This window comes from Sphingopyxis soli (assembly GCF_018682675.1).
In the GTDB taxonomy this organism is placed as follows: domain Bacteria; phylum Pseudomonadota; class Alphaproteobacteria; order Sphingomonadales; family Sphingomonadaceae; genus Sphingopyxis; species Sphingopyxis soli.
In genome coordinates this window covers 36,411-61,951 of the sequence record NZ_JAFMTR010000070.1, presented here as the reverse complement: position 1 = coordinate 61,951, position 25,541 = coordinate 36,411, and the positions used below count along the sequence as shown (strand labels likewise).

The 25,541-nt window shown below is 66.6% G+C and carries 24 protein-coding genes; 15 read left to right on the top strand and 9 right to left on the bottom strand.

Annotated features, from left to right (window positions below; all coding sequences use genetic code 11):
- Window positions 1-290 precede the first annotated feature (290 nt).
- On the bottom strand, window positions 291-746 hold the full coding sequence (tadA, locus tag J1N50_RS11780) for a tRNA adenosine(34) deaminase TadA (RefSeq protein WP_215353643.1): 456 nt from the start codon (window positions 744-746) through the stop codon (window positions 291-293).
- Between the two features lie 128 nt (window positions 747-874).
- Between tadA and rpmB the strand changes: the two genes are divergently transcribed.
- Complete coding sequence (rpmB, locus tag J1N50_RS11775; protein WP_058455227.1) at window positions 875-1,168, top strand: 50S ribosomal protein L28; 294 nt, start codon at window positions 875-877, stop codon at window positions 1,166-1,168.
- 36 nt (window positions 1,169-1,204) lie between these two features.
- Here rpmB and J1N50_RS11770 read toward each other — a convergent pair whose 3' ends face one another.
- Window positions 1,205-2,203 (bottom strand): esterase-like activity of phytase family protein, encoded by a 999-nt coding sequence (locus J1N50_RS11770; RefSeq protein ID WP_215353642.1) that lies wholly within the window; start codon window positions 2,201-2,203, stop codon window positions 1,205-1,207.
- 168 nt (window positions 2,204-2,371) lie between these two features.
- Between J1N50_RS11770 and J1N50_RS11765 the strand changes: the two genes are divergently transcribed.
- The 4 genes from J1N50_RS11765 to J1N50_RS11750 all read left to right on the top strand — a co-directional run bounded on the left by J1N50_RS11765 (window position 2,372) and on the right by J1N50_RS11750 (window position 6,280).
- Window positions 2,372-2,776 carry a glycine zipper 2TM domain-containing protein gene (locus tag J1N50_RS11765; RefSeq protein WP_197410161.1) on the top strand — a complete coding sequence of 135 codons (405 nt, stop codon included), beginning with the start codon at window positions 2,372-2,374 and terminating at the stop codon, window positions 2,774-2,776.
- 178 nt (window positions 2,777-2,954) lie between these two features.
- Complete coding sequence (locus J1N50_RS11760) at window positions 2,955-4,046, top strand: Ppx/GppA phosphatase family protein (RefSeq protein ID WP_215353641.1); 1,092 nt, start codon at window positions 2,955-2,957, stop codon at window positions 4,044-4,046.
- A complete protein-coding gene (locus J1N50_RS11755; RefSeq protein ID WP_215353640.1) occupies window positions 4,043-4,756 on the top strand; it encodes an RlmE family RNA methyltransferase in 714 nt (237 codons plus the stop codon). Before J1N50_RS11760 ends, J1N50_RS11755 begins: the two co-directional genes overlap by 4 nt.
- A 60-nt stretch (window positions 4,757-4,816) precedes the next feature.
- Entirely contained in the window at window positions 4,817-6,280 is a 1,464-nt protein-coding gene (locus J1N50_RS11750; RefSeq protein WP_215353639.1) for a S41 family peptidase, read from the top strand.
- A gap of 20 nt (window positions 6,281-6,300) precedes the next feature.
- On the opposite strand, the gene J1N50_RS11745 is transcribed toward J1N50_RS11750, so the two are convergent.
- From J1N50_RS11745 to J1N50_RS11720, 6 genes are all read right to left on the bottom strand, one after another.
- On the bottom strand, window positions 6,301-7,947 hold the full coding sequence (locus J1N50_RS11745) for a M20/M25/M40 family metallo-hydrolase (RefSeq protein WP_215353638.1): 1,647 nt from the start codon (window positions 7,945-7,947) through the stop codon (window positions 6,301-6,303).
- 113 nt (window positions 7,948-8,060) lie between these two features.
- Complete coding sequence (locus J1N50_RS11740) at window positions 8,061-8,507, bottom strand: MarR family winged helix-turn-helix transcriptional regulator (protein ID WP_215353637.1); 447 nt, start codon at window positions 8,505-8,507, stop codon at window positions 8,061-8,063.
- A 103-nt stretch (window positions 8,508-8,610) separates the two neighbouring features.
- Window positions 8,611-9,021, bottom strand: coding sequence for an Ohr family peroxiredoxin (locus tag J1N50_RS11735; protein WP_215353636.1), 411 nt, complete (start codon window positions 9,019-9,021; stop codon window positions 8,611-8,613).
- Between the two features lie 477 nt (window positions 9,022-9,498).
- Window positions 9,499-11,637, bottom strand: a complete 2,139-nt coding sequence (locus J1N50_RS11730; protein WP_215353635.1) for a S9 family peptidase — start codon at window positions 11,635-11,637, stop codon at window positions 9,499-9,501.
- A 101-nt stretch (window positions 11,638-11,738) separates the two neighbouring features.
- Entirely contained in the window at window positions 11,739-12,146 is a 408-nt protein-coding gene (locus J1N50_RS11725) for a DUF2141 domain-containing protein (RefSeq protein ID WP_246553410.1), read from the bottom strand.
- The gene (locus J1N50_RS11720) at window positions 12,094-12,813 is read right to left on the bottom strand and encodes a sterol desaturase family protein (RefSeq protein WP_215353650.1); all 720 of its coding nucleotides are present in this window, start codon (window positions 12,811-12,813) and stop codon (window positions 12,094-12,096) included. The genes J1N50_RS11725 and J1N50_RS11720 overlap by 53 nt, the downstream gene beginning before the upstream one ends.
- Window positions 12,814-12,946: 133 nt before the next feature.
- Between J1N50_RS11720 and crtY the strand changes: the two genes are divergently transcribed.
- From crtY to J1N50_RS11670, 10 genes are all read left to right on the top strand, one after another.
- Window positions 12,947-14,104, top strand: a complete 1,158-nt coding sequence (gene crtY / locus J1N50_RS11715) for a lycopene beta-cyclase CrtY (RefSeq protein WP_215353633.1) — start codon at window positions 12,947-12,949, stop codon at window positions 14,102-14,104.
- Window positions 14,101-15,570 carry a phytoene desaturase gene (locus J1N50_RS11710; RefSeq protein ID WP_215353632.1) on the top strand — a complete coding sequence of 490 codons (1,470 nt, stop codon included), beginning with the start codon at window positions 14,101-14,103 and terminating at the stop codon, window positions 15,568-15,570. Before crtY ends, J1N50_RS11710 begins: the two co-directional genes overlap by 4 nt.
- 117 nt (window positions 15,571-15,687) lie before the next feature.
- On the top strand, window positions 15,688-16,269 hold the full coding sequence (locus J1N50_RS11705) for an LOG family protein (protein ID WP_215353631.1): 582 nt from the start codon (window positions 15,688-15,690) through the stop codon (window positions 16,267-16,269).
- Window positions 16,269-17,231 (top strand): phytoene/squalene synthase family protein, encoded by a 963-nt coding sequence (locus tag J1N50_RS11700; protein ID WP_215353630.1) that lies wholly within the window; start codon window positions 16,269-16,271, stop codon window positions 17,229-17,231. Before J1N50_RS11705 ends, J1N50_RS11700 begins: the two co-directional genes overlap by 1 nt.
- A complete protein-coding gene (pnuC, locus tag J1N50_RS11695) occupies window positions 17,228-17,797 on the top strand; it encodes a nicotinamide riboside transporter PnuC (RefSeq protein WP_215353629.1) in 570 nt (189 codons plus the stop codon). The genes J1N50_RS11700 and pnuC overlap by 4 nt, the downstream gene beginning before the upstream one ends.
- Window positions 17,794-18,312, top strand: a complete 519-nt coding sequence (locus J1N50_RS11690; protein WP_215353628.1) for an AAA family ATPase — start codon at window positions 17,794-17,796, stop codon at window positions 18,310-18,312. Before pnuC ends, J1N50_RS11690 begins: the two co-directional genes overlap by 4 nt.
- A gap of 75 nt (window positions 18,313-18,387) precedes the next feature.
- Window positions 18,388-19,038 carry a 5'-methylthioadenosine/S-adenosylhomocysteine nucleosidase family protein gene (locus J1N50_RS11685; protein WP_215353627.1) on the top strand — a complete coding sequence of 217 codons (651 nt, stop codon included), beginning with the start codon at window positions 18,388-18,390 and terminating at the stop codon, window positions 19,036-19,038.
- A gap of 64 nt (window positions 19,039-19,102) precedes the next feature.
- Window positions 19,103-19,654 (top strand): tetratricopeptide repeat protein, encoded by a 552-nt coding sequence (locus tag J1N50_RS11680; RefSeq protein ID WP_215353626.1) that lies wholly within the window; start codon window positions 19,103-19,105, stop codon window positions 19,652-19,654.
- Window positions 19,655-19,797: 143 nt separating this feature from the next.
- The gene (typA, locus tag J1N50_RS11675) at window positions 19,798-21,630 is read left to right on the top strand and encodes a translational GTPase TypA (RefSeq protein WP_215353625.1); all 1,833 of its coding nucleotides are present in this window, start codon (window positions 19,798-19,800) and stop codon (window positions 21,628-21,630) included.
- 282 nt (window positions 21,631-21,912) lie between these two features.
- Entirely contained in the window at window positions 21,913-22,482 is a 570-nt protein-coding gene (locus J1N50_RS11670; protein ID WP_215353624.1) for a pseudouridine synthase, read from the top strand.
- Window positions 22,483-22,499: 17 nt separating this feature from the next.
- On the opposite strand, the gene J1N50_RS11665 is transcribed toward J1N50_RS11670, so the two are convergent.
- Window positions 22,500-25,448 carry a class I SAM-dependent methyltransferase gene (locus J1N50_RS11665; RefSeq protein WP_215353623.1) on the bottom strand — a complete coding sequence of 983 codons (2,949 nt, stop codon included), beginning with the start codon at window positions 25,446-25,448 and terminating at the stop codon, window positions 22,500-22,502.
- Between the last annotated feature and the right edge of the window lie 93 nt (window positions 25,449-25,541).

The window sequence follows — 25,541 nt, the reverse complement described above, 5'->3', positions numbered from 1 at the left end:
CCCATGGATGCTGAAACGAGTTCAGCATGACGAGAATTGAAAGGCTGGAATCCACCCCAAAGCCGACACGCCTTCAAATGGGCCTTTCCTACATTATCCGGCTGTGTCAGCGTCCGTCTGGCAGCTGACAGCGGTTGCGCCGCGGCGAGGCGAGCAAGGGGCGTTCGCCAATCCTCCCGGTCCCAAACCGGCGGCGCATAAGGCTGAACTTTCCTGAACTTTGAAAAATCCAGCTCGCGATCACCAGCGAAAGCATGGCGGCTTCCCGGCCGCGGCAGACAGCGCCGGACTCACCGCCGTGCGGCGAAAAAGTCCTTCAGCAGCGTTGCCGCTTCGCCCGCGCCGATGCCGTCATAGATTTCGGGGCGGTGATGCACGGTCGGCTGGGCGAAGGTGCGCGGGCCGTGGACGACCGCCCCGCCCTTCGGATCGTCGGCGCCATAATAGAGGCGCGCGATTCGGGCGTGCGCGATGGCTCCGGCGCACATCGCGCAGGGCTCGAGCGTGACAAAGAGGTCGCAGCCGTCGAGGCGTTCGTTGCCCAGCTTGGCCGCCGCGGCGCGAATCGCCACGATTTCGGCGTGCGCGGTCGGATCGTGCGATTCGCGGGGGCGGTTATGGCCTTCGGCGATGATGTTGCCATCCTTGACGATCACCGCGCCGACGGGCACTTCGCCCCAGTCGGCGGCTATCCGCGCCAAGTCGAGCGCGCGGCGCATCGGTTCGGGAAGGGGAAATCGAGCCATTTGTCCCCGCTAATCGCTTGACGAATCTCCGGCAAGCCGATAAGCGCGCGCCTTTCCCGGCCCATCCGGTCCTTTCGGTGCCTTCTGGCCCACCCCGGACGCCGCCCATTGATTCGAGGAAGAAGACGATGTCGCGCATTTGCGAACTGACCGGCAAGGGCCGCCAGATTGGCCACAATGTCAGCCACGCCAACAACAAGACCAAGCGCACCTTCCTGCCCAACCTGCAGAATGTGACGCTGCTGTCGGACGCGCTCGGCAAGGGCGTGAAGCTGCGCGTGTCGACCCACGGCCTGCGCTCGGTCGAGCATAATGGCGGCCTCGACAACTGGCTGCTGAAGGCCGGGGACGAGCAGCTTTCGGCGAACGCCCGCAAGCTGAAGAAGGAAGTCGCGAAGAAGCTGGCCGAAAAGGCCGCTTAAACGTCGAGGCTTTTCGAATTGCAGGAGGCCGCCGGTTTACCGCGCGGCCTTTTTGCTGTCCGGTGCGCGAACCGGCAGGCCGACGAGTTCGAACTGGACGAGCAGGCTTCGCTGCCAGCGATTGAAATTGTCGTCCGAGACGAGCCAGAGAAAGAGCCGGGCGCCATCGGTCGTTACCGCCGCGCCTTCGTAATTGTCCGCGAGCGCCCCCGGCACGCGCCCGATCGTCCGTGATCGCACGACGGCGCCGGGGCGGATCGCGGCGGGATCGACGATCGCGACGGTCGTCGTGAACACCGGATCGAAACCCAGCCGCCGGTGCACGAGCAGGATGCGCCCGTCGGGAAGCGTCGTCGCATCGCTGACCGCACCCTTGCCTTCCGCATCATAATAGAAGCGCCGCGCGCGCGTTCCCGGAACCGCGGGATCGCCCTCGAACAGCAGCGCCTCGCGCCCGCGCGGGTCGTCGTCGGCATTTTCGGAGAAGATGACGATCCGCCCGTCGGGCAGGCGTGCCATCGCCTCCGGCCCGCTATTCTTGGGCCAGTGCGGCTGCGGAAGCGCCGCGCGCGATTCGACCCGCCCGAGCGTCGGATCGAGGCGCCAGACCTCGTTCACCTGCTCGAGCGCGATCCGGCTTTGGCCCGTTGCCGGATCGAACAGCAGTGCCTCGACGTCGCTTTTCGACTTCTTCCCGGCAGTGCCGCCGGGCACCGGGATCTTGCCGATCCGCGCGTCCGCGACGCGGTTGCCGGGCAGCACCGCGAAGCGCGCCCAATAGCCATTGTCGGCGACGAGCTGGAACCGGTCCGGCCCCGTCGCCGCAAGCGATGAAAAGCCGCCGAACATCGCGTTGGAGCTGCCGAGCCGCCAGCCGCGAACGAAGCGCAGCGCCCCGGCGCGCCTCGCCGGATAGTCGAGCGCATGGACCGCAATGTCTTGCGACGCGGTGTCGACGACGGGCCGCACCTGCCGTGTGCCGGGCGCCGGGCCGATGGCGACGAATATCAGGGCGGCGATCAAAAGGCGGCGCATGGGCGGGGCGATAGAGCCCAAAGACGGGAAGGCGCAAGCGGAAGGCAAGGAAAGCTGAACCTTAGCCAACAGCGGCGTTCAGGCTTCGCTCAAAGCGAATCGGGCAGAACAGCGTCATCGACCCACCCACCGCCCGACAGGGCTGACACAAGATGAAGGAGAATGAAGATGAAAAAGATGGTGACCCTCTCCCTCGCCGCCCTGATGTCGACCGCGACGCTGGGCATGGCGGCACCGGCGGCAGCGCAGCCGGGCTATTACAACGGCGGCTACGACGCCTATTCGGCGAGCTATGATCGCGACCATCGTCGCTATGATCGCTACGACCGCCGTGGCGACCGCTATGACCGTCGCGATTATCGTAACGACCGCCGCTATTATCAGGGCAGCCGCCGCAACTATCGCCAGTGCGACAATGGCACCGGCGGAACCGTGATCGGTGCGATCGCGGGCGGCCTCGCCGGCCACGAAATCGCAGGCCGCGGCGACAAGACCGTCGGCACGATCATCGGCGGCGCCGTCGGCGCGATCGCCGGCCGTGCGATCGACAAGGGTAATGACGGCTGCCGCTAAGCAGACCCGAACCCCAATAAAGTCTCTTCCCTCCCTTTGCCCCGTCCGGCCTCCGCCGGGCGGGGCTTTTGCTGCCGGGACGGCGGGGTTGCCAACCGGGCCGCCGCCGCCTAGTTTGACGTCAAGTGCACGTTCGCGGCTTCGCGCGGACGCGTGATTGAGACAGGTCAACATAGCCATGCGGCAAATGGCAGCGCCATCAGGGCGATCGCCGCGGCCCGGCCCGCCGGCGAAGCGAATTCAAAAGGGGGATTCTCCGTCCCGTCCGGTGCCGGTTGTCCGGCCCCGTAGCTATGCCGCCATCGACCTCGGGACCAACAATTGCCGGCTGCTGATCGCGCGCCCGCAGGACGGCGAACTCGTCGTCATCGACGCTTTCTCGCGGATCGTGCGCCTGGGTGAAGGATTGCATGCGACCGGCCGGATCAGCGACGCCGCGATGGACCGCACCGTCGCCGCGCTCGCGATCTGCGCCGACAAGCTGCGCCGCCGCCATGTCACCCTGTCGCGCGCGGTCGCGACCGAAGCATGCCGCCGCGCCTCGAACGGCGCCGAACTCGCTGCCCGCGTCAAGCGCGAGACGGGGATTGCGCTCGACATCATTTCCGCCGCCGAGGAAGCGCGACTCGCCGTGCTCGGGTGCCACAATCTCATGGAGCCGGGCGACGGACCCGCGCTGATCTTCGACATCGGCGGCGGCTCGACCGAGCTGATGCACGTCGACGTTTCCGACCATGACGTGAAAATCCGCGACTGGATCAGCGTGCCGTGGGGAGTCGTCTCGCTGACCGAACATGCCGCGCCGGGCGAAGACAGCCTGCCCGCGCGGCAGGCGAGCTATGCGCGGATGCGCGAGGTCACGCAGAGCGCCTTCGCCGCCTTCGCCGACCGCGCGACGCGCTTCGCCGGCCAGCCGCTCCGTCTGCTCGGCACCAGCGGCACGGTGACGACGCTGGCCAGCGTGTTCCTCAACCTGCCGCGCTACGACCGCCGTGCGGTCGACGGGCTGGCGGTCCCCGCCGATGCGATGCGTGACATCAGCCGCCGCCTCGCTGAAGCAAGCCTCGACGCCCGGGCCGACATCGCGTGCATCGGACGCGAGCGCGCCGATCTGGTCGTTGCGGGCTGCGCGATCCTCGAAAGCATCATCGATCTGTGGCCCGCGGCGCGTGTCGGGGTCGCCGATCGCGGCATCCGCGAGGGCATCCTGCGCACGCTGGCGATGCAGGGCCGCGACGTGCCCGTGACCCGGCGCGAGCATCGCAAATGAGCAAGGGCACGGGGGGAGGCGGCCGCTCGGGCGGCCGAGGCGGCCTGCACGAACGGGTCAAGACCGCGCGGCGGCGCACCGCGTCGTCGACGCGCTGGCTGCAACGCCAACTCAACGATCCCTATGTCCGGCGCGCGCAGGCCGAAGGCTATCGGTCGCGCGCCGCGTACAAGCTGATCGAGCTCGACGAGAAATTCGGCCTCCTCAAGAAATCGCGCGCGGTCGTCGACCTGGGCATCACGCCGGGCGGCTGGTCGCAGGTCGTTCGCAAGGCGAACCCCCGCGCCCGTGTCGCGGGGATCGACCTGCTTCCCTGCGAGCCGATCGAAGGCGTCGAAATCCTCGAGATGGATTTCATGGACGACGCGGCGCCGGACGCGCTGATCGAGGCGCTGGGCAGCTCGCCCGACCTGGTCATTTCGGACATGGCGGCGAACACCGTCGGCCATCCGCAGACCGACCATTTGCGGACCATCGCGCTCGCCGAGACCGCCGCTGACTTCGCGGTCCGGAATCTCCAGCCGGGCGGCGCGTTCGTTGCCAAGGTGTTTGCGGGCGGCGCGGACCGCGAGCTGCTGACCGTCCTCAAGCGCAACTTCGCGACGGTGAAGCACGCGAAGCCCCCCGCGAGCCGCAAGGGGTCGCCCGAACTCTATGTCATCGCGCAGGGTTTCAAGGGACGCAGCACGGATGCCGGCGAGGACGGTTGAGGTTCATCGGCGATAGAGGTCACAACAGATAATATTGGGTCGTACCGGGGAGATATGCGAATGAACGGGTCAAGGCGGTCGGTCGCGGGCGTGACGCTCGCGGCGCTCATGCTCGCGTCGTGCGGCGGGGGTGGGGGCGGCAGCGGAAGCAGCGGCCCGGTCACTGTGACGCCGACGCCGAGCCCGACTCCAGCGCCCACCGCAAGTTGCGGCCTGCCCGCGCGGCAGGCGTTCGCCAAAGCGGTGATCGACGAATGGTATCTGTTCCCCGGCGATATCGCGACCAGCGCGAATCCGGCGGTCTATTCCGACGTCCAATCCTATATCGATGCGCTCGTCGCGCCGGCGCGCGCGCTCGGCAAGGATCGCTATTTCACCTACATCACCTCGATCGCAGAAGAGAATGCCTTCTACAACAGCGGGTCGAGCGCGGGTTTCGGAGTGCGGCTGAGCTACGATGCGTCGCTCCAGCGCGTCACGATCCTCGAAGCCTATGAGGGCGCGCCCGCCTTCGCCGCCGGCCTCGACCGCGGCACGCAGATCGTCGGGATCGGAACGGCGACGTCGAATATCCGGACAATCGCCGCGATCGTCGCGAGCGAAGGCACGGCGGGCATCACCAACGCGCTGGGGCCGAGCGATCCCGGCGTCACCCGCGTGCTGCGGATCGTCGACGCGGGTGGGGGCACGCGCGAGGTGTCGGTCACCAAGGCCGACTATGACATCGACCCGGTGTCCGATCGCTATGGCGCCAAGGTGATCAGCGAAAACGGCCGCAACTACGGCTATATCAACCTGCGCACTTTCATCCGCTCGGCCGACCCCCAGCTCGAAACCGCGTTCCTGAACTTCCGCAACCAGGGGATCACCGATGTGGTGATCGATTTCCGCTATAATGGCGGCGGGCTGGTCAGCACGGCGGAACTGATGGGCGACCTTCTGGGGCGGAATCGCACCGCGTCGGAGCTGTTTTCGCAGACGCTTTTCCGTCCGTCGAAATCGGCCGAGAACGACCGGCATTTCTTCGAAGCCAGACCGCAATCGATCGCGCCGACGCGTATCGCCTTTATCGGCACCGGCTCGACCGCCTCGGCCTCGGAACTCGTGATCAACGGGATGTTGCCTTATCTCGGCGCCGATATGACGCTCGTCGGCAGCAACACCTATGGCAAGCCGGTCGGCCAGATCGCGCTCGACAAGGCCGAATGCGACGATCGCATCCGCGTCATCGCCTTCGCGACCGGCAATGCGACCGGGCAAAGCGATTATTATGGCGGGCTCGCGCCCAAGATATCGAACAGCTGCGCGGCGGCGGACGATCCGTCCTTCCCGCTCGGTGATCCGCGCGAGGCGTCGCTGCGCGCCGCGATCGACTTTCTCGCGGGCAACGCCTGCACCACGCGTATCGCCGAGGCATCGGCGGGCGCGCTCGCGCGCGGCGGGAGAACACTGGCGGCCGAGCCCGAAATGCTGATCGCGCAAGCCCCGCGCGCGGCGCAGCGCGAGTTGCCGGGGCTTTTCTGACCGAAAACGCGCGGCGTCCTTCAGTTTCGTGCTGCCGCGCTCGCGTCGCGCACCGCCTTGAATTCGCTACCCGCTTTCCAGCCGGGCCATTTGCCCGAACGCGCCAGCTCGTCGCCGATCCGGTAGAAAACCGAAATATCCTCGATCGCGCCGTCGAGGTTCCAGCTGGCGTCCCATGCGTCGCAGGCTTGGTGATAGCATTTGCCGGTATAGTCATCGACCCATTTCTGGCCCGCGTCCTTCCCGCCGCTTACCAGGTCGGAGGCGCCCGCGATGCCCATCATCAACAGGACGGGGACGCCGCGTTTCGCCATGCTGAAATGGTCGGCGCGGTAGAAGAGGCCGCGTTCAGGGAGGCTTTCAACGCTGACGGTGCGGCCCTGTTTCGCGGCGACGCGGGCAAGATCGTCCTCCAGCGTGCTCTGGCCCTTACCGACGAGGACGACGTCCTTCGCGCGGCCCGCGGTCTGAAGGATGTCGAGCCCCAGATTGGCGACCGTCGTCTCGGGCGGATAGAGCGGGCTTTGCGCATAGGCTTCCGAACCCAGCAGGCCGCGCTCCTCGGCGGTCCAGAAGGCGAAGAGGATGGTGCGGTCGGGTGGCGGGGCGGCCTTGAAATTGCGCGCGATCTCGAACAGCCCCGCAACGCCGAGCGCGTCGTCGTTCGCTCCCGCGCGATAGATGCGGCCCTGCTCGTCGGGCCTCCCCTCGCCATAGGCATCCCAGTGCGCGCCATACATCACGACTTCGTTCGGCCGTTTCGTGCCGGGGATTTTCGCGAGGACGTTCTGGCTCTGGACGACTTCATGCTTCACCGGCACCTCGGCATCGAAGCGGGTGCCAAGATCGACGGGCCTGAAATTCTTGCGCCGCGCCGCGATGCGGAGCTTCGCGAGATCCTGTCCGGCGTCGGCAAAGAGCTTTGTTGCAGTCTCGCCCGAAATCCAGCCTTGCAAGGCGAGGCTCGTTCGCTGTTCGGGCGGGACGACGAGGCCATAGTTTTCGCCGCCGCCGCTTTTGACGACGTTCCAGCCATAGCCGACGCCGTCGCTGTCGTGGATAATCAGGGCGGCGATCGCGCCGCGCCGCGCCGCTTCCTCGAATTTGTAGGTCCAGCGGCCGTAATAGGTCATCGTCCGGCCCCCGAACTTGCCGACGCTGTCCTCGCCCTTGGTGGCGACGAAATCGGGATCATTGATCAGGAAGACCGCGACCTTGCCCTTGAGGTCGGCGCCCTTGAAATCGTCCCAGCCGCGTTCGGGCGCGGTGACCCCATAGCCGACGAAGACCATCGGCGCATTCGCGACGGCCGCAACGTCGGCTGGCTGCAGTGTCGAGACATAGATGTCGGTGCCCTGCACGAGCGGGGTTGTCGTGTTCCCGCGCGCGAAGGCTAGTTTCGACGGCTCGCCGAGCGCGGTGTGAAGAAGGGCGACAGGCTGCGTCCAGCTGCCGTTGGTCCCTGCGGGTTCAAGCCCGAGCGCCTGCAGCCGACCGATCAGATAGCCGATCGTGCGCTCCTCGCCGATCGTGCCGGGCGCGCGGCCCTGAAACTGGTCGGAGGCGAGGGTGCGGACGGTTTCGGTCAGGTTTGCGGCGCTGATCTCCTGCGCGGCGGTTGGGGCGGCAAGGGCGAGGGCCGTGGCGGCGGCGAGGCGCAGGATCATGAAAAGCCTTCCGATTTAGATGGGCGGGCAAGCCTAGCCAGCGCGGCGGCCTTTGTGAACCGCCGTGCTGGCACAGGACGGCGGTTCTGGCGCCATGGCCGCTGCAAGTGCGATCAGGGCGCCGTCGACGCCAGCAGATTGTCGCGCAGCGTCGCGATCGCTTTCTGCACCTTGGCGAAATCGCCGCCGAGGCCGGTTGCCTCGATCAGCTTGTCGCCGATACATTCGTCCTGCAGATCGCGGCCCTTCGCTGTCAGGCGGATGCGGACCTGCCGCTCGTCGGCGGGATCGCGGCGGCGTTCGACGAAGCCCATCTGCTCGAGCTTCTTGAGGATCGGGGTCAGCGTGTTCGATTCGAGGAACAGCTTTTCGCCAAGGCTCCCGACCGTCTGATCGTCCTGCTCCCACAGCGCGACGAGCGCTACATACTGTGTGTAGGTGAGCCCGAGCGGTTCGAGCACCGGCCGGTAGGCGCGCCCGAAGGCAAGGTTCGCCGAATAGACCGCGAAACAGAGATAGTCGCTGAGCGGAGGGGATTTGGCGGTCGCAGGGGTGGTCATGATGGTCCTCTCCAAGGCTGTTCGGTCGGACACGATAAGATCGCAAGACCCGATTGCCAACCGGGCGGCGCTGGGGAGGGGACAGCGCCGCCCGGCAACCGGGTCAGGCGAGAGCGGGCTCTGCCAGGGTCAGTTCGATGTCGATGTTGCCGGCGACCGCCTTCGAATAGGGGCAGATCGCGTGCGCGGCTTCGATCAACTCCTGCGCGACCGCGCGGTCGATACCCGGAACCTGCACGTCGAGGCGGGCGCGAAGGACGAAACCGCCGTCCTTGTGAAGCAGGTCGATCGTCGTGTCGATCTCCGGCGTCACCGGCAGCGCGACCTTTTTCTGCTGGGCGGCGAGGCCGAGTGCGCCGAGAAAGCACGCCGACCAGGCGGCGGCGAAGAGATTTTCAGCGGCGGGGTGCGGTTCGGGAAGCTGGATGTCGAGCAAGCCGTTGGTGCTGCGTGCATAGCCTTCGGCGCCGCCTTTGACGTGCGTGGTGCCGGTGAAGAGAATCTTGTCAGCCATTTCAGAATTCCTTTCGGGATTAAGATCGTATCCGTTTAGATCGGATACGATGTAAATACGCGAGTCGCGGCCGATAGTCAATAGGACGCGATTAAATCGCGTACGATTTAACAGGATGTCGCGTATAAATCTTTGAATTATTGCAGAAGAAATTCAGGGGGCGGCGGCGATTAAGCGGCCAAGTTGCCGTCGAAGAGGCCTTCGCCGCTACGAAGGTTCCGGCCTCGGTATGCGCGAGGGGCGGCCCGCGGGTGTTCATCCCAAGGTAACCGGTGAGGAGCATCGCGGGACGAACAGCGCGCTGATCACCGAGAGGAAATACTGATTCTGGTTGGCCTTTTGCGCGGCCTGCACGGCAGTGCGCTGCGGAGCTGCGCCTGCATACTCGCGCCGCCGGTGTCGGCGGCGCTTGTCTTTTTCCGGAATCCGATGCCGGATCGGGCTGTGCCTATGTGATGGCGGGCTTGCGAGGCCGGGTCAGTCGTCCGCCGGCGGCGACCAGCCCTTCTTGTACTTCTCGAACCAGGCGAGGATCGCCGAGGCTTTCGCGGCCGACTGCGACGGGCGCGCGGCGATCCCGCCGTGGCTGGCGCCGGGCACCTTGATCAGCGCGGTCGGCACACCGCGCAGGCGGAGCGCGGTATAATATTGCTCTGACTCGCTGACCGGGGTGCGATAATCCTCGGCGCCGACGATGACCAAGGTCGGGGTCTTCACATTGCCGACGAGCGACAGCGGCGAAAGCGACCAGTAGAGGTCGGGCTTTTCCCACGGCTCGGCGCCCAGCCAATAGGGGCCGAAGAAGCCGGGGCCGTCGGCGGTAAGCGCCTGCGACGTCCAGTTGATCACCGGCTTTTGCGCGACCGCCGCCTTGAAACGGTCGGTCTTGCCGACGATCCAGCTGGTCAGCACGCCGCCGCCCGAACCGCCGGTGACGAAGAGTGCTTGCGGGTCGGCGATGCCGAGTTCGATCGCGCGATCGACGATGCTGATGAGGTCGAAATAATCGTTGCCCGGGTAGGCCTTGTCGATCTCGTTCGCGAAGGCCGCGCCGTAGCTGGTCGAACCGCGCGGGTTGGCCGAGAGGACGGCATAGCCAGCGGCGGCGTAAAGCTGGTTGTCGGTCGAAAAATGACCGCCATAGGCCGCGAAGGGTCCGCCGTGGATTTCGAGGATCAGCGGCACGCGCTGTCCCTCGCGATAGCCGGGCGGCAGGGTCAGCCAGCCCTCGATCGTCTTGCCGTCGTGGCTTGAGACGGCGGTGATCTTGCGCACCGCGCCGAGCGATTTCACCTCGCGCAGGCTTCGGTTGAGGTCGGTCAGGATGCGTGCACTCCCCCCGCGCGCGAGCTGCACCTCGGCGGGGCGTTGCGCGGTGCCGCCGGTGAAGGCGATCGCGCCGCCGTCGGAGACGCTGAAACTGCCGCCGGTATAGGGCCGGTCGAGCCCGCCGCCGGAAAGGCCGGTCGCGGCGGTGCGTGCCGAGCCGTCGAGACCGATGCGCGCGACCTTGGTTTCGCCATGATCGTCATATTGTGCGTAAACCGATTTGCCGTCGGCGGCCCACTGGATCGCATCGACGCTGTAATCCCAGTTTGCGGTCAGGCTGTGCTTGGCCGATCCGTCGCGGCTCATGACATAGAGCTGGGTGTTCTCGTAAGCGCGCCGCTTGTCGTCGAAGCCGAGATAGGCGATTTTCGAGCCGTCGGGCGAGACGAGCGGATTCGCATCGGGACCGTTGCGGTCGGTGAGCGCGGTCACCGACCCGCTTGCGACGTCGAGCGCATGGACTTCGCTCTCGACCGGGTCGCGCTCCCAATCGGGCTTGCGGTTCGCGCTGAAATAGAGCGTGCGGCCGTCGCGCGACCAGCTCAGGGGGCCGGTGTCGTGATAGGGGCCGAACGTCAGCTGGCGCGGCGAACCGCCGGTCGCGGGAACGACGAAGATCTTCTCGAAACCGGGCTCGACGAATCCCTCGCCGTCGGCCTTGAAGGCCAGCAGGTCGTGGACCTCGAGCGGTTCGGCCCATTTGGCGCCCTCCGGCTTGTTCTTCGGCGCGCTGCCGAAGCTCGGCCCATCGTCCGTGACCAGCATCGTATAGGCGATCGATCGGCCGTCGGGGGACCAGGCGAGCGAGGAGGGCGAGGTCGGCAGGCCGGTGAGGCGCACGGTCTCGCCGCCGGTCATCCAGCGCACCCAAAGTTGCGCCGAGCCGCCCGCGGTCGAGACATAGGCGAGGCGTCTGCCGTCGGGCGACCAGCGCGGCGCGAAGGTTGCGCCCTCGTTGGCGCCCAACGGCGTTTCCTCGCCGGTCGTCGTATCGATCAGCCAGACCGAGTTGACCGCGCGGTCGGTCATGATGTCGTTCTGGCGCCGGACATAGGCGATGCGGCGGCCGTCAGGGCTGATCTGCGGATCGGACGCGATGGCGAGGTCGAAAAGGTCAGCGCCGGTAAAGCGGCGTTCGGGCCCCTGTCGCGCGCTGCCCGCTGCGGAGGCCTCGGCAGAAGCGGTTTCGGCTTCCGCAATTGTTTCGGGGGCAGGAGCTTGCCGGGCGAAGGCGGGCTGAACGGCCAGAATGAGAAGGCTGGCGCCGAGAAAGGCGGGTTTGCGCATCGATAGGGTTCCCCTTTTTCCGTCCACGTCTTTGCGCCTTCGTGCCTTCGCGGGAAACAGGAAAAATCCCGAGCGAGGCGTCATCGCTCGCCACGCTGCGCCTACAACATATATTTCATCCGGATCGACTGGCGCATGTCGCCCGTCACCGCGAAGCTCGCCGACTTGAAGCTCGGGGGTCCCATGCCGATCGAAGGGTTGCGCGAAAAGCCGAAGCCTTCCTTCGGCAGGAACAGCGCCATATCCATCTTGTTGTTGGCATTTTCATCATGCACCACGGCGAGCGCATAGGTGCCGTCGGCGGGCGCGTGGATCAGGAAATTGCCGGCGTCGACCGCCTTGACGGCCATCCGTACCGAGGCCTTGTCCTTGCTGCAATCGGGGAAAGCCTTGGGGTTGGTGGTCAGGCAGACGAGAATCTGGCCCTTGTCGTTGCGCAGGCCGGTGATGCCGACCTCAACCGTCGGCGGCGCGCTCGCGGCGGTCAGCAGCAGCGGCAAAAGAGCCAAGCCCGATATCCGTCCCGCACGCCTTGTCCCAGAAACGGAAATACAGCCCATAATTCCCCCGATAGGCCGCGTGATGCGCCTCGTGATGCGTCGCGGTTATCAGCCAGCGCCCTGCCGGTCCATGAACGAGTGCTCGCGGGAACATCTCCCATCCCATATGATTGCCGACGCCCATCACGGTCATGACAGTCAGCACCAGCCCCAGCACCGCGACATGGACGGGAATGAGGAAGACGAGCGCCGGGATCACCACCGCGCCGGTGATCGCCTCGACCGGGTGAAAGCTCATCGCCGCCCATGCGGTCGGCGGGCGGCTCTGATGATGCACGGCATGGGCGATACGGAACCAGCGCGGCTGGTGCATCCAGCGGTGCGTCCAGTAAAACCATGTGTCGTGGATCAGCAGATAGAGGAACAGGCTGACCGGCAGATACCAGAGGGGGAAGGCATCGACGTCGGTATAGATACGCGTCCAGCCATGCGCCTGCCATCCCCAGGCGACGATTCCCGCAGGCACGCCATAGATGGCGGCGCTCGCAAGGCTCCAGCCGATCTCGCGCTTCATCTGCAGCTCCAGCCCGCGATACAGGCCAGGATGCCTGATCCGCGTCGCGAACGCAAAGCCACCGCTGCTGATCAGATAGCGCACGCCGACGATCGCCGTCATGGCGAGGGCGGAGAGCAGGATGGCGGCGACGGTATCGGTCACAGCCTGTTTCTGCCGGATGAGAGCGGCTTTGTCATCGTCGCATGAAATATCGTCGCTTCCCCCGCGCCCATCGCTTCGCTAGGCAACCTCCATGCCAGCGGCCAACAGCGATTCCTGCGACATAGCCATCGTCGGCGGCGGGCTGGCCGGCGGGCTTGCGGCGCTCGCGCTCGCCGAGAAATGCCCCGCCCTCGACGTGCGGCTGATCGAACCGGGCGCCATCGGCGGCAATCATATCTGGTCCTTTTTCGACAGCGACATTGCGAGGCGCGACCGCTGGCTCGTTGCGCCGCTCGTGCAATATCATTGGGACAGTTATGACGTCGTCTTTCCGGAGCGCCAGCGGCGCGTGCCGATGGGCTATAAGAGCATCACCGGCGAAGCGCTGGCCGACGCCGTGACGGCCGCGCTGCCGACCGGCCGGATCATCGCCGACCGCGCCAAGCATGTCGCGCCCGACCATGTGCTGCTGGCGCGCGGCGGCCGACTGTCGGCAAAGCAGGTGATCGACGCCCGCGGTATCGGCAAGACCGCGGTGCGCGACTGCGGCTGGCAGAAATTCGTCGGACAGGCGCTGCGCGTCGAGGGCGGGCATGGCATCGAACGGCCGGTGGTGATGGACGCGACGGTCGAGCAGCTCGACGGCTATCGCTTCGTCTATCTGCTGCCCTTCGATGCCGAGACGATCTTTGTCGAGGACACCTATTACAGCGACACGCCCGACCTCGATCTGGCAGCGCTGCGCGGCCGCATCGCCACCTATGCGGCGCGGCGGCAATGGAATGTGACGGCGGTGACGCGCGAGGAAACCGGGGTGCTGCCCGTCGTCGTCGCCGACGATTTCGGCCGGTTGTGGCCCGCGATCGACCGCACGGCGCGGATCGGCGTGCGCGCCGGGGTGTTTCATGCGCTGACGGGCTATTCGCTGCCCGACGCCGTGCGCACGGCCGCGGCGCTGCCGACGCTGGTCGATCGCGGCGATCTCGGCGCGCGGCTGCGCGAGCGCGCCGCCGCGTCATGGCGCCGCCAGCGCTTCTACCGCATGCTCGGGGCGATGCTGTTCCGCGCCGCCGACCCGGGCGAACGCTACCGGATCTTCCAGCGTTTCTATGGACTTGCTCCCGGTCTGATCGCGCGCTTCTATGCCGGCCGGTCGAACGCTGCCGACAAATTGCGCATCCTTTCGGGAAGACCCCCCGTACCTGTAAGCCGCGCGCTTGCGGCGCTTTCGAAACTGGACTGGAAATGACTCGCACCGCAATTGTCATCGGCGCAGGATTCGGCGGGCTGGCGCTTGCGATCAGGCTGCAGTCGGCGGGCGTCGCGACGACTATCGTCGAGGCGCGCGACAAGCCCGGCGGGCGCGCCTACCACTGGAAACGCGACGGCTTCACCTTCGACGCCGGGCCGACGGTGATCACCGATCCGCCGTGCCTGCGGGAATTGTGGGCGCTCAGCGGGCAGGACATGGCGGCCGACGTCGATCTCGTCCCCGTCACGCCCTTCTATCGCCTCAACTGGCCCGACGGCGCCAACTTCGACTATTCGAACGACGAGGCCGCGCTCCGCGCCGAGATCGCGAAGCTCAACCACGCCGACATCGCTGGTTACGACCGCTTCCTCGATTATTCGAAGGGCGTGTACGAACAGGGCTATGTGAAGCTCGGCGCGGTCGCATTCCTCGATTTCGCCTCGATGATCCGCGCCGCCCCCGCGCTGATGAAATATCAGGCCTGGCGCAGCGTCTATTCGATCGTTTCCTCCTATGTTCGCGACGAGCGGCTGCGGCAGGCGCTGTCGTTCCATACGTTGCTCGTCGGTGGCAATCCGATGACGACCAGCAGCATCTATGCGCTCATCCACACGATCGAAAAGGATGGCGGCGTCTGGTTCGCGCGCGGCGGAACCAATGCGCTGGTCGGCGGAATGGTCGATCTATTTCAGAGGCTCGGCGGCGAATTGCGCCTTGCCGATCCGGTAACCTCGATCGCCACAAAAGGGAACCGCGTCACCTCTGTCACGACACAAAGCGGTTGGCACGCCGACGCCGACATGATCGCCTGCAACAGCGACCTGATGCACAGCTACGAGGACCTGCTCGATCATCCGCGTGGGGCCAAGGTCGCAAAGAGCCTGTCGCGCAAGCGCTGGTCGCCGTCGCTGTTCGTCGTTCATTTCGGCGCGAAGGGCGATTATCCGGACATCGCGCACCACAGCATCCTCTTCGGCCCGCGCTACAAGGGGCTGCTGAGCGACATTTACGGGGGCAAGGTGCCGGAGGATTTCTCGCTCTACCTCCACCACCCCAGCATCACCGATCCGGGAATGGCGCCGCCGGGCCATTCGACCTTCTACGCGCTGGCCCCCGTCGCGCATCTCGGCAAGACGCAGCCCGACTGGGACGGGGCGTTCGGCGAGCGCTTCGCCGACGCGATCATCGACGAGGTCGAGCGCCGCGTCGCGCCCGGCCTTCGCGCCAATCTCGTCACCCGCTTCCACTATACGCCGACCGATTTCGGCCGCGACCTGTCGGCGCATCTCGGCAGCGCCTTCAGCCTCGAACCCGTGCTGTGGCAGAGCGCATATTTCCGCGCCCACAATCGCGATGACAAGCTCCCGAATCTCTATTTCGTTGGCGCCGGTACGCATCCGGGCGCCGGCATTCCCGGCGTGGTGGGGAGCGCGAAGGCGACGGCAGCGCTGATGCTCGAATAACAAACCTCCGTTCGCCCTGCGCTTGTCGAAGGGCCGTTCTTCCTTCAAAGGCGGCAGGAGAAAGGGCGGGGCTTCGACAGGCTCAGCCCAAACGGAATTTGTGAAAGCTACGAAGCGATGAAACGCCTTGCCGTCTATTGCGGGTCCGCGACCCCGGAAGATCCGATCTATATCGAAACCGCGCGCCATGTCGGCCGCACGCTGGCCGAGCGCGGGATCGGCGTCGTCTATGGAGGCGGCCGCCTCGGGCTGATGGGCGCTGTCGCCGACAGCGCGCTCGAAGCCGGCGGCGAAGTGATCGGGATCATCCCCGAAGCGCTCGTCGGTGCCGAGGTTGCGCACCGCGGCTGCACCGAACTCCACGTCGTGTCGGGGATGCACGAGCGCAAGAAGATGTTCACCGACCTCAGCGACGGCTTCCTCACCATCCCCGGCGGGGTCGGGACGATGGACGAATTGTGGGAAGCGATCAGCTGGGCGCAGCTCGGCTATCACGCAAAGCCCGTCGGCCTGCTCAATGCCGCGGGCTTCTACAACGAGCTGATCGCATTCAACCGCAAGATGGTCGAGGTCGGCTTCATCCGGCCCGCGCATGCCGGGATCATGATCGTCGACGCCGGACTCGACGAGCTGCTCGACAAGATGGCGTCTTACGTTCCGCACCAGACGATCTTCGCGATGAAGGCCGAAAATCTGTAATGATCGGGGAGGGGGCCTATGACGCGCAGGCTCTCCACGGTTTCGCGCACGACAGCATCGCGCGCGGATCGAAAAGCTTCGCGCTCGCCAGCCAGCTGTTCGACCGCATCACCCGCGAGAGGGTGTGGCTGCTCTACGCCTGGTGCCGCGCCGCCGACGATTTGACCGACGGACAGGATCATGGCGGAACGATGCGGCCGGGCCACGATCCCGCCGCGGCCGTCGCGCATATCCGCGCGCAGACCGGCAAAGCCTTCGCCGGCGAGCCGACCGGCGAGCCTGCGTTCGACGCGCTCGGCTTCCTGCTCACCCAGATCGATATTCCGCGCGGGGTGATCGACGATATCGTCGCCGGGTTCGAACTCGATGCACAGGACTGGCGTCCGCGCAGCGAGGCCGACCTGCTGCGCTACAGCTATCATGTCGCGGGCGCCGTCGGCGTCGCGATGGCGCTGGTCATGGGGATCGATCCCAAGGACACAACCACGCTCGACCGCGCCTCCGACCTCGGCATCGCCTTCCAGCTCGCAAACATCGCGCGCGACGTGGCCGAGGATGCTGCCGCCGATCGCTGCTACCTGCCCGTCGACTGGATGGTCGAGCTCGACATTCCGCCCGGCCAGCATATGCACCCCGCCTATCGCCCGCGGCTCGCGGTGATGGCGAAATGGCTCGCCGAAATGGCCGGAGAATATGAGGCGTCGGCGCGCTGGGGCGCGCGCAAGCTGCCGCCGCGCAGCCGCTGGGCGGTGCTCGCCGCGGCGGGCATCTATGGCGACATCGCGCGCGAGGTCCGCGCGCGCGGCGACCATGCGTGGGACCACCGCGCGGGGACCTCGCGTCTCGCCAAGCTCGGCTGGGTGGCGCGGGCCGGCTGGTCGGTCCTCCGCCGCCCGCCGCAACGCCGGATCAGCCGCGACGGCCTGTGGACGCGTCCTCGGACAGAAGAGGCGCCTGGATGAGCTGGATCGAATGGCTGGCCGCTGGGCTGGTCCTCGTCAATGTCGCGCTCGTCGCGCTGCGCAGCGTGTGGAACTATCCGTTCGCGCTCGTCGCCGTCAGCCTTTATGCCTTCGTCTTTTTCGAGGCGAAGCTTTACAGCGACATGCTGCTGCAGGGATTCTTCTTCATCCTCAATCTTTACGGCCTTTTCGCGTGGGTGCGGGCGCGCGCGGACAGCGGTATTCCGGTCGGCTGGCTGAGCGATCGCGCACGCTGGATCTGGGGCAGCGTCACTTTCACCGCGTGGATCGCCTGGAGCAGCGCAATGCACCGCTTCACCGATGCCGCGGCGCCATGGATCGACGGCGCCATCGCGATGATGAGTATCACCGCGCAATGGCTGCTCGCGCGCCGCAGGGTCGAAAGCTGGTGGCTGTGGATCGCCGTCGACCTGATCGCGGTGCCGCTGTTCGCGTGGCGCGGCCTCTATGCGACGAGCGCGGTCTATGTCGTGCTGCTCGGCCTGTCGATCGATGGACTGATCCAGTGGCGTCGCGCGGCTTTGACCGGCGCGATCCCCGAATGACGCGCCATATCTGCCTTCACGGCGCCGAGAGCACCGGCAAGTCGACGCTCGCGCCGCGGCTCGCCTTTCGCCTCGGCGCGCTCGTCGTTCCCGAATACGGCCGCACCTATGCCGAGGCGCACGGCACCGAGTTCGACGAGATCGACCTGCTCGCGATCTTCGACGGCCATGTCGCGGCGACGCGGGCGGCGCTGGCGCAAAATCCCGGATGGCTGGTGTCGGACACCGACCCGCTGATGACGCAGGCCTGGGCGGTGATGCTGCTCGGCAGGCGATTGCCGGAGATCGACCTGTGGGACGAGCCCGCCGACCTCTATCTCGTCCCGGCGATGGATCTGCCGTGGGAGGAGGACGGTACGCGCCTGTTCGGAAGCGACCTCGCGCGGCGCCAGTTCATGGACGTTGCGATCGGCGAGCTCGAGCGGCGGAACCTGCGCTGGGCGTGGGTCGATGGCGACGGCAACGAGCGGCTCGAGAATGCGCTGGCGGCGATCCGGGCGGCGGGGCTTTTATAGGCGCAAGCCGGTCGGCTGGCGCCATCTCCACGCGAATCCTCTTCCATCCGGCCTTGCGGTCGCTACACAACCGCCATGGCCAAGATCCTGATCCTCGCCGCACTTCCCGAAGAGGGCGATGCGTTGTTTGCCGACGCGGGCGTGAAAGACGACAGCCCCTTCGCCGTGCGCCGCCTGACCGCGCACGGCCATGATTTGACTATCGCCATCTCGGGCCTCGGCAAGGTCAATGCCGCGCTGGCCGCCGGGATGCTCGGCGGCGATGCTGACCTGCTGCTGATGAGCGGCACTTGCGGGTCGCTGGGCGCGGCGCCCGGCGCATACTGGCTCGCCGAGGCGGTGCAGCATGATTATGGCGCGAATGAGCCCGGCCGGTTCCGCCGTTACCGCGCGGGCGAGTGGCCGATCGGCGAAGCGGGCGAAGCGCATTTCGCGGCGATGCCCGACCCGGGGCTCGGCCTGCCGCACGCACGGATCGCGAGCGGCGACAGCTTTGTCGCTTGTCCCGACGCCGCGGCCGACCTCAAATCGCTCGGCGCGACATTGGTCGATATGGAGGTCGGCGCGGTTGCCCAGGTGGCGGCGCGGCTTGGCAAGCCGTGGGCGGCGATCAAGGCGGTGACCGACGAAGCCAACGGCGACAGCGCGGACGATTTTCACGGCAATCTCGCACGTGCGGCGCATTCGGCGGGGCGCGAGATCGAACGGCTGGTCGCGGCGATCTGACCATTTCCCGCGGACCCCGGCTGTGTTAGCCTCGCGGCTTGACTCGGCCATGGGAGAGGTCGTCATGCACTATCGGTCTTCGTTTGGCCTGTTCGCGGCCTGCGCATTGTTTGCCGCGCCGCCAGCCGTCGCGGCGGACGGAGACGTCGGCGGGGGAGGTTCGACCCCCGACCAGATTGCGGCCGCTTATGATCCGACCGCCGACTATCAGGCGGGTGCCGACGCCTATGCGACGGGCGATTACGCCGCAGCCGCAAAGGCGTTTCGCAAGATCGTCGCGGCGGTGCCGAAGAATCCGCAGGCCAATTATCTGCTCGGCGCCAGCCTGATGGCGCAAGGCGATTACGCGCGCGCGGTCAAGCCGTTCGAGACAGCGCTGCGCTATGACGAAAAGATGATCGACGCGCGGCGCGACCTCGGCATTGCGCAGGCGACGCTGGGCAAGACGGAAAAGGCGACCGAACAGCTCGCGGCGCTGAAAGCCCTGCAAGAGGCGTGTGGCGGCATTTGCGCCAATGCGGCAAAGATCACCGACGGGATCGCGCGGATCGAGGCGGCGATCGCAGCCGGTCCGCAGGCGCAAGGCTGGGTCGAACCCGAGGTCCGGCTGGCGTAACGGGGCGGCGCGCCCATCGGCGCAGGCGCTGCGCCTTGAGGCAGCGCGTTGGCAATTTTGTTGCGATGCAGCAGCGCTTCTGTTAGGGGCGCGGCGTTTCGCGGCGCCATTGCGCTGCCCCCTCCCATCAAGGCCCTCTCCGCATGTCTTTGCGCAATATCGCCATTATTGCCCACGTCGATCATGGCAAAACCACCCTCGTTGACCAGCTTTTTCGCCAGTCGGGCACCTTCCGCGACAACCAGCGTGTCGAGGAAAGGGCCATGGATTCCAATGACTTGGAGAAAGAACGCGGGATCACGATTCTGGCGAAGTGCACATCGGTCGAGTGGGGGGAAGGCGACGACGCGACGCGCATCAACATCGTCGACACGCCGGGCCACGCCGACTTCGGCGGCGAGGTCGAGCGTATCCTCTCCATGGTCGACGGCGTCATCCTGCTCGTCGACGCCGCCGAAGGCCCGATGCCGCAGACCAAGTTCGTGACCGGCAAGGCGCTCGCGCTCGGCCTGAAGCCGATCGTCGTCGTCAACAAGATCGACCGCAGCGACGCGCGCGCCGCCGAGGTGCTCGACGAGGTGTTCGAGCTGTTCCTGACGCTCGAAGCCAATGACGAGCAGCTCGATTTCCCGATCCTCTATGCCTCGGGCCGCGGCGGCTATGCCTCCGAAAGCCCCGACGCGCGCGAGGGCGACCTGACCCCGCTGTTCGAAACGATCGTCCGGCACGTCCCCGAACCGGGCCTGCCCGTCGATGCGCCCTTCACCTTCCTTGCGACGCTGCTCGACCGCGACAATTTCATCGGCCGCATCCTGACCGGCCGCGTCCAGTCGGGCACGGTCAAGGTGAACCAGCCGATCCACGCGCTCGACATGGACGGCAAGGTGATCGAAGCCGGCCGCGCGTCGAAGCTGCTGGCGTTTCGCGGCCTCGACCGCGTGCCCGTCGAGGAAGCGAAAGCGGGCGACATCGTCGCGATCGCGGGCCTGACCAATGCGACCGTCGCGAACACGATCGCCGACACCAGCGTCAGCGAGCCGATCGCCGCGCAGCCGATCGATCCGCCGACCTTGTCGATGCGCTTTGCCGTCAACGACAGCCCGATGGCGGGCCGCGAGGGCAGCAAGGTGACGAGCCGCATGATCCGCGACCGCCTGCTGCGCGAAGCCGAGACGAACGTCGCGATCCGCATCACCGAAAGCGCCGACAAGGACAGCTTCGATGTCGCGGGCCGCGGCGAGCTCCAGCTCGGCGTGCTGATCGAGACGATGCGCCGCGAGGGCTTCGAACTCGGCATCAGCCGCCCGAAGGTGCTCTACGGCACCGACGAGAGCGGCGCGCGCACCGAACCCTATGAAACCGTCGTCATCGACGTCGACGACGAGCATAGCGGCACGGTCGTCGAGAAGATGCAGATCCGCAAGGCCGACCTCACCGACATGCGTCCGTCGGGCGGCGGCAAGACGCGCATCACCTTCAGCGGCCCGTCGCGCGGCCTGATCGGCTATCACGGCGAATTCCTGTCCGACACGCGCGGCACCGGGATCATGAACCGGTTGTTCGAGAAATACGGGCCCTACAAGGGCGTGATCGAGGGGCGCAAGAACGGCGTCCTCATCTCGAACGGCAATGGCGAAGCCGTCGCCTATGCGCTCGGCCCGCTCGAAGAGCGCGGCATCCTGTTCGTCTCGCCCGGCGAGGCGCTGTACGAGGGCATGATCATCGGCGAGAATGCCAAGCCCGAGGATCTGGAAGTCAACCCGATGAAGTCGAAGCAGCTCACGAACTTCCGTTCGACGGGCAAGGACGACGCGATCCGCCTGACCCCGCCGAAGCGCATGACGCTGGAACAGGCGATCGCCTATATCGACGATGACGAAATGGTCGAGGTGACCCCGAAGAACATCCGCATCCGCAAGGCGATCCTCGACCCGCACGAGCGCAAAAAGGCGAGCCGCAAGAAGGAAGCGGCGTAACGTCGCCGACGAAAGGGGAATGTGTGTCCCCGCGAAGGCGGGGACCCGTCACCGGACTGCGAAAAATGGCATCGTCAGGAGATGGATCGTGTCGGGAGGCGCGTGACTCCCGGCACCCTGCCCGGGAATGTACGTCAGGATAAGCCGGCGGCGCTTGAATCTTGCGGACGAGCAGCGCATCACGGCGTCGCGCCAGCGGCGGGGAGTCGTCCGTCGCTCCGGTCCGATGCACGTCTGTCCTCCGCATCGGGTGGCGCATCTCCATTCCGCGAGGAGAAGGCGTTGGGACGGCTCATCCTGTTCAACAAGCCCTACGGCGTGCTGTCACAGTTCACCGACAGGCGAGGGATGGGGGGCATGACCGCCCCCGCCGACGGCCCGCGCGCGACGCTGTCCGACTATATCGACGTGCCCGGCGTCTATCCCGCCGGGCGGCTCGACAAGGATAGTGAAGGCCTGCTGATCCTGACCGACGACGGCGCGCTGCAGGCGCGGATATCGTCGCCGAAGCACAAGACGCCCAAAACCTACCTCGCGCAGGTCGAGGGCGAGCCCGACGACGCCGCGCTGGCGGCGCTCGCCCGCGGCGTCACGCTGAACGACGGCCCGACCCGCCCCGCGGTGGTCCGCCGCATCGAGGCGCCGACGCTGTGGGACCGCGACCCGCCGGTGCGATACCGCAAGAGCGTGGCAGATAGTTGGATCGAACTCACCATCACCGAAGGCCGCAACCGCCAGGTGCGCCGGATGACGGCCGCGGTTGGGTTCCCGACGCTGCGGCTGGTGCGGTGGCGGATCGGGGGGTGGGAGATTGGGGGTTTGGGGTTGGGGGAGTGGCGGGAGGTTGGGTGAAGGGTCTTCCGGCTCGGTCAGAGCGGGAGCAGCGCATCGACGAGCCGTTCGATCGTTTCCGCGACCCCATCGGCTTCCAGCGCCAGTCGGATCAGACGCCGCTTGGTGGTGAAATGCGCGTCGTCGGGCAATGCAACACGCGCCGACACGTCGGCGGCGTGCAGCGCGGCGGCGGCGAGATCGACATGCACAGCATCGTTCGCATCGAACTCGGGAATCGGCAAGGTCCAGACCAAATTGTCGAAATCGCGCGGATCGCGCTGCCCGACCGGCTGAAGATCCTTGACCCGATCGAGCACGATCGCCGTGTTCAGAACGGCAGCTACATAAGCGGCTTCTTCGAGCGAGTTGGCGGCCGACCAATAAGCCTTGTGGTCGACGATGACGTCATCGTCATCGAGCCAGCATGCGCTCAGGCGTGTTCCCGCCTTGGTGTAGAGAATGCGTATTGGCGCGCGGTTGCCTTGTGCCCGCATTGTGCCCATCGCATCGACGCGTTCAGCTAGCGACATGCGAGCATTGCCTTGGACGTCCTTGTTGCTGTGTTCGTTCCACTTCGCCTCGGCGTCGCGCAGCCAGGCTGCCAGTCCGCGGTGCCCGTGAGCCTCCGCGCTGGCGGCGGTCAGGATCGCTCCCTCTTCCATCGGAACGACGCCGGTCGCGAAATCGAGAAGGCGATAGGGTGCGATGGACTCGCCCAATGCGATCCGGCGCACGAAGGGGCGCTCGACCGGCCCCTCGGGCGGCTCGACGGTCGTCCACGGCCGCTTGTCGAGATTGCCGACGCGACCCCGCAGACGCGGTGCATCGCGCCGACTTTGCAAGCGCCCTGCAGCTGCATGCTCGACCAAAAAGAACCGACGCGGCGTAAGGGTTGCCCCCTGCCGAAAGCGTCTGCGATATGGCGATGCGGCAATCAGCGTGCGCGGGCGGGGCCAGGCGGCGCGCACATGTTCCAGCGCTTCTGCTGCCTCGGCCTCGCTGGCGTCACGTCGGGGCAGCACGCCCACCCAGCGATCGATCTCGGCAGGCGGGCCGCCCGTCCGGTCGCGCTGGCCGAACAGCACACAGGTGCTGGTCGTGCTGCTGCCCGACTGCGCGCCGAAGATCGGCCAGGCGCGCTCGAGGCCCCAGCCGCCTGTGATCGCAACCTGAACGCGCTGCATGCTGCCGTCGCGCATGGCGGCAAAGGCAGGGGCGTTGAGCGCCGCGTAAGGGAGCACGAGCGCCAGCGAACCACCGTCGCGCAAATAGCGTTCGGCGCCGCGCGCCCAGAACAGGGCGAACATGTCCTGATGGGTGGCGAGGCTGCCGCCGACCCACAGATTATAGCTTTGCAGCGCCTCGCGCAGCCGGTCCTTCATCTCGGCGCTGAGGTGGCGGTAGACGATCCAGGGCGGATTGCCGATCAGCACATCGGCGCGGTGATCGGGATGCGACAGCCACACCGGGCGCAGCAGGTTGCGCAGGATGAAGGTCCAGATGTGGTTGCGGCCGTCGAGGAAGAGCTGCTTCAACTGCGAAAAGGTGCGTGCGAGCAGCGCCGCGTCCTCGGCCGTGGCGCCCTCGCGGAGGATTGCCGCCTGCACCGTTTCGGGCTCGGCGAGCGTGTCGAGCCCGCGGTTGAGTTCGTCGAGCGCACGCTCGAATAACGTCTGGTCGCTGGCGAGGCCCGCGGGAATGCGCAGCGGCGGGTCGTTGGGCGGCACATCGACGAGCACTTCGGCCGATGCGCCGAGCGGGCGCAGGCTCCATTGCATCGAATCGCCCATGAAGACGGGGACGCTGAGCGTCGGCGGGCGATCCTGGACCAAGTCGCCGAGCGCAAGCAGCCAGGTGACGCGCGCGAGCGCGACCGCGACGGGATGGACGTCGATCCCGAAGACGCGCTCGGCGCAGGTGGCGACGATCTCGGCAGGCGGCACACCGGCTTCGCGGCCGGCCGCGATCAGGCGGCGGATCGCATGGAAGAGGAAGGTTCCCGAGCCGCAGGACGGATCGAGCACACGCTGCTCCAGCGGGCGCGGGACCGCGGCAGCGACGACGCGCGCCGCCAGCCAGTCGGGTGTATAATATTCGCCGAGATCGTGGCGTTCGTCGGGGTCGATGAGGCTTTCGTAGAGGCTCTTTAGCACATCGACCTCGACGTCGCGCAGGCGGAAGCGCACCGTTTCCGCCGCAAGACGGCGCACCAGCGCGTCGCCGCCTTCGGCGAGCAGCGGCCAGTCGAAAAAATCGGCCTCGACGGCGCCGATGATGCCTTCGTTCGCGAGCAGCCGGCCCGACAGCATCTCGGCCGGATCGTCGACCGCCAGATCGAGCACGCGCGCCGCGATCGCTTTCACCAATATCGTCAGATAGGTGTGCTGCAGGAACAAGGCGTCGCTGCCGACGTCGTCGCCATAAACCTGGCGCAGCAACCCGTCCCACAGGTCGCGCTTCAGCCGGACTTCGGGATGATCGCCGATCTCGGCCCAGAGGCGCTGAAGTTCCGCATGGTCACGGCCAAAGGCAAGGCTGTACCGGCCGAAGGTGAGGGCGACAGCGATCGGGGTCGGCATGACCTCCGGCACAGGAGCGAGGAGCGGTTCGAGCCAGCTCAGCAGGCGTTCGGGATGGTCGGGTTCGACGTCGTAGCGACCGATCTGCGCGAGGGCGCCGCGATCGAGCGCGTAGGCGAGCAAAGTCGCGCCATCGGTCGCGAGGCCGACAGTCGTACGGCCAGGTGCACTCCGGCCGCAGGCGTCGGCCAGATAATCGGGCATGCGGGCGACGACGTCGCGTTCTTCGCGGCGGAGATCGGTCTTCAATTCGATGACCGTGGCGCCCCAGGCGACATCGACGCGGCCGCTGTTGTCGACGAGATAGCGCTCATGTTCAAGTTCGCTGAACGCCGCTCCAAAACCCTCGCGCAGCAGCTCGGTGACCAGGCCGCGAAGCGCCTCGTGGCGGGGTCGCGCGGCCATCGACCGGACTATCTCGGGCAGGCGGTCGCGCCGCCAAATATCGGTCACAGCTCACCTCGATTTGAAAGCGCAGTGGTTGCCGTCGCTGCGACG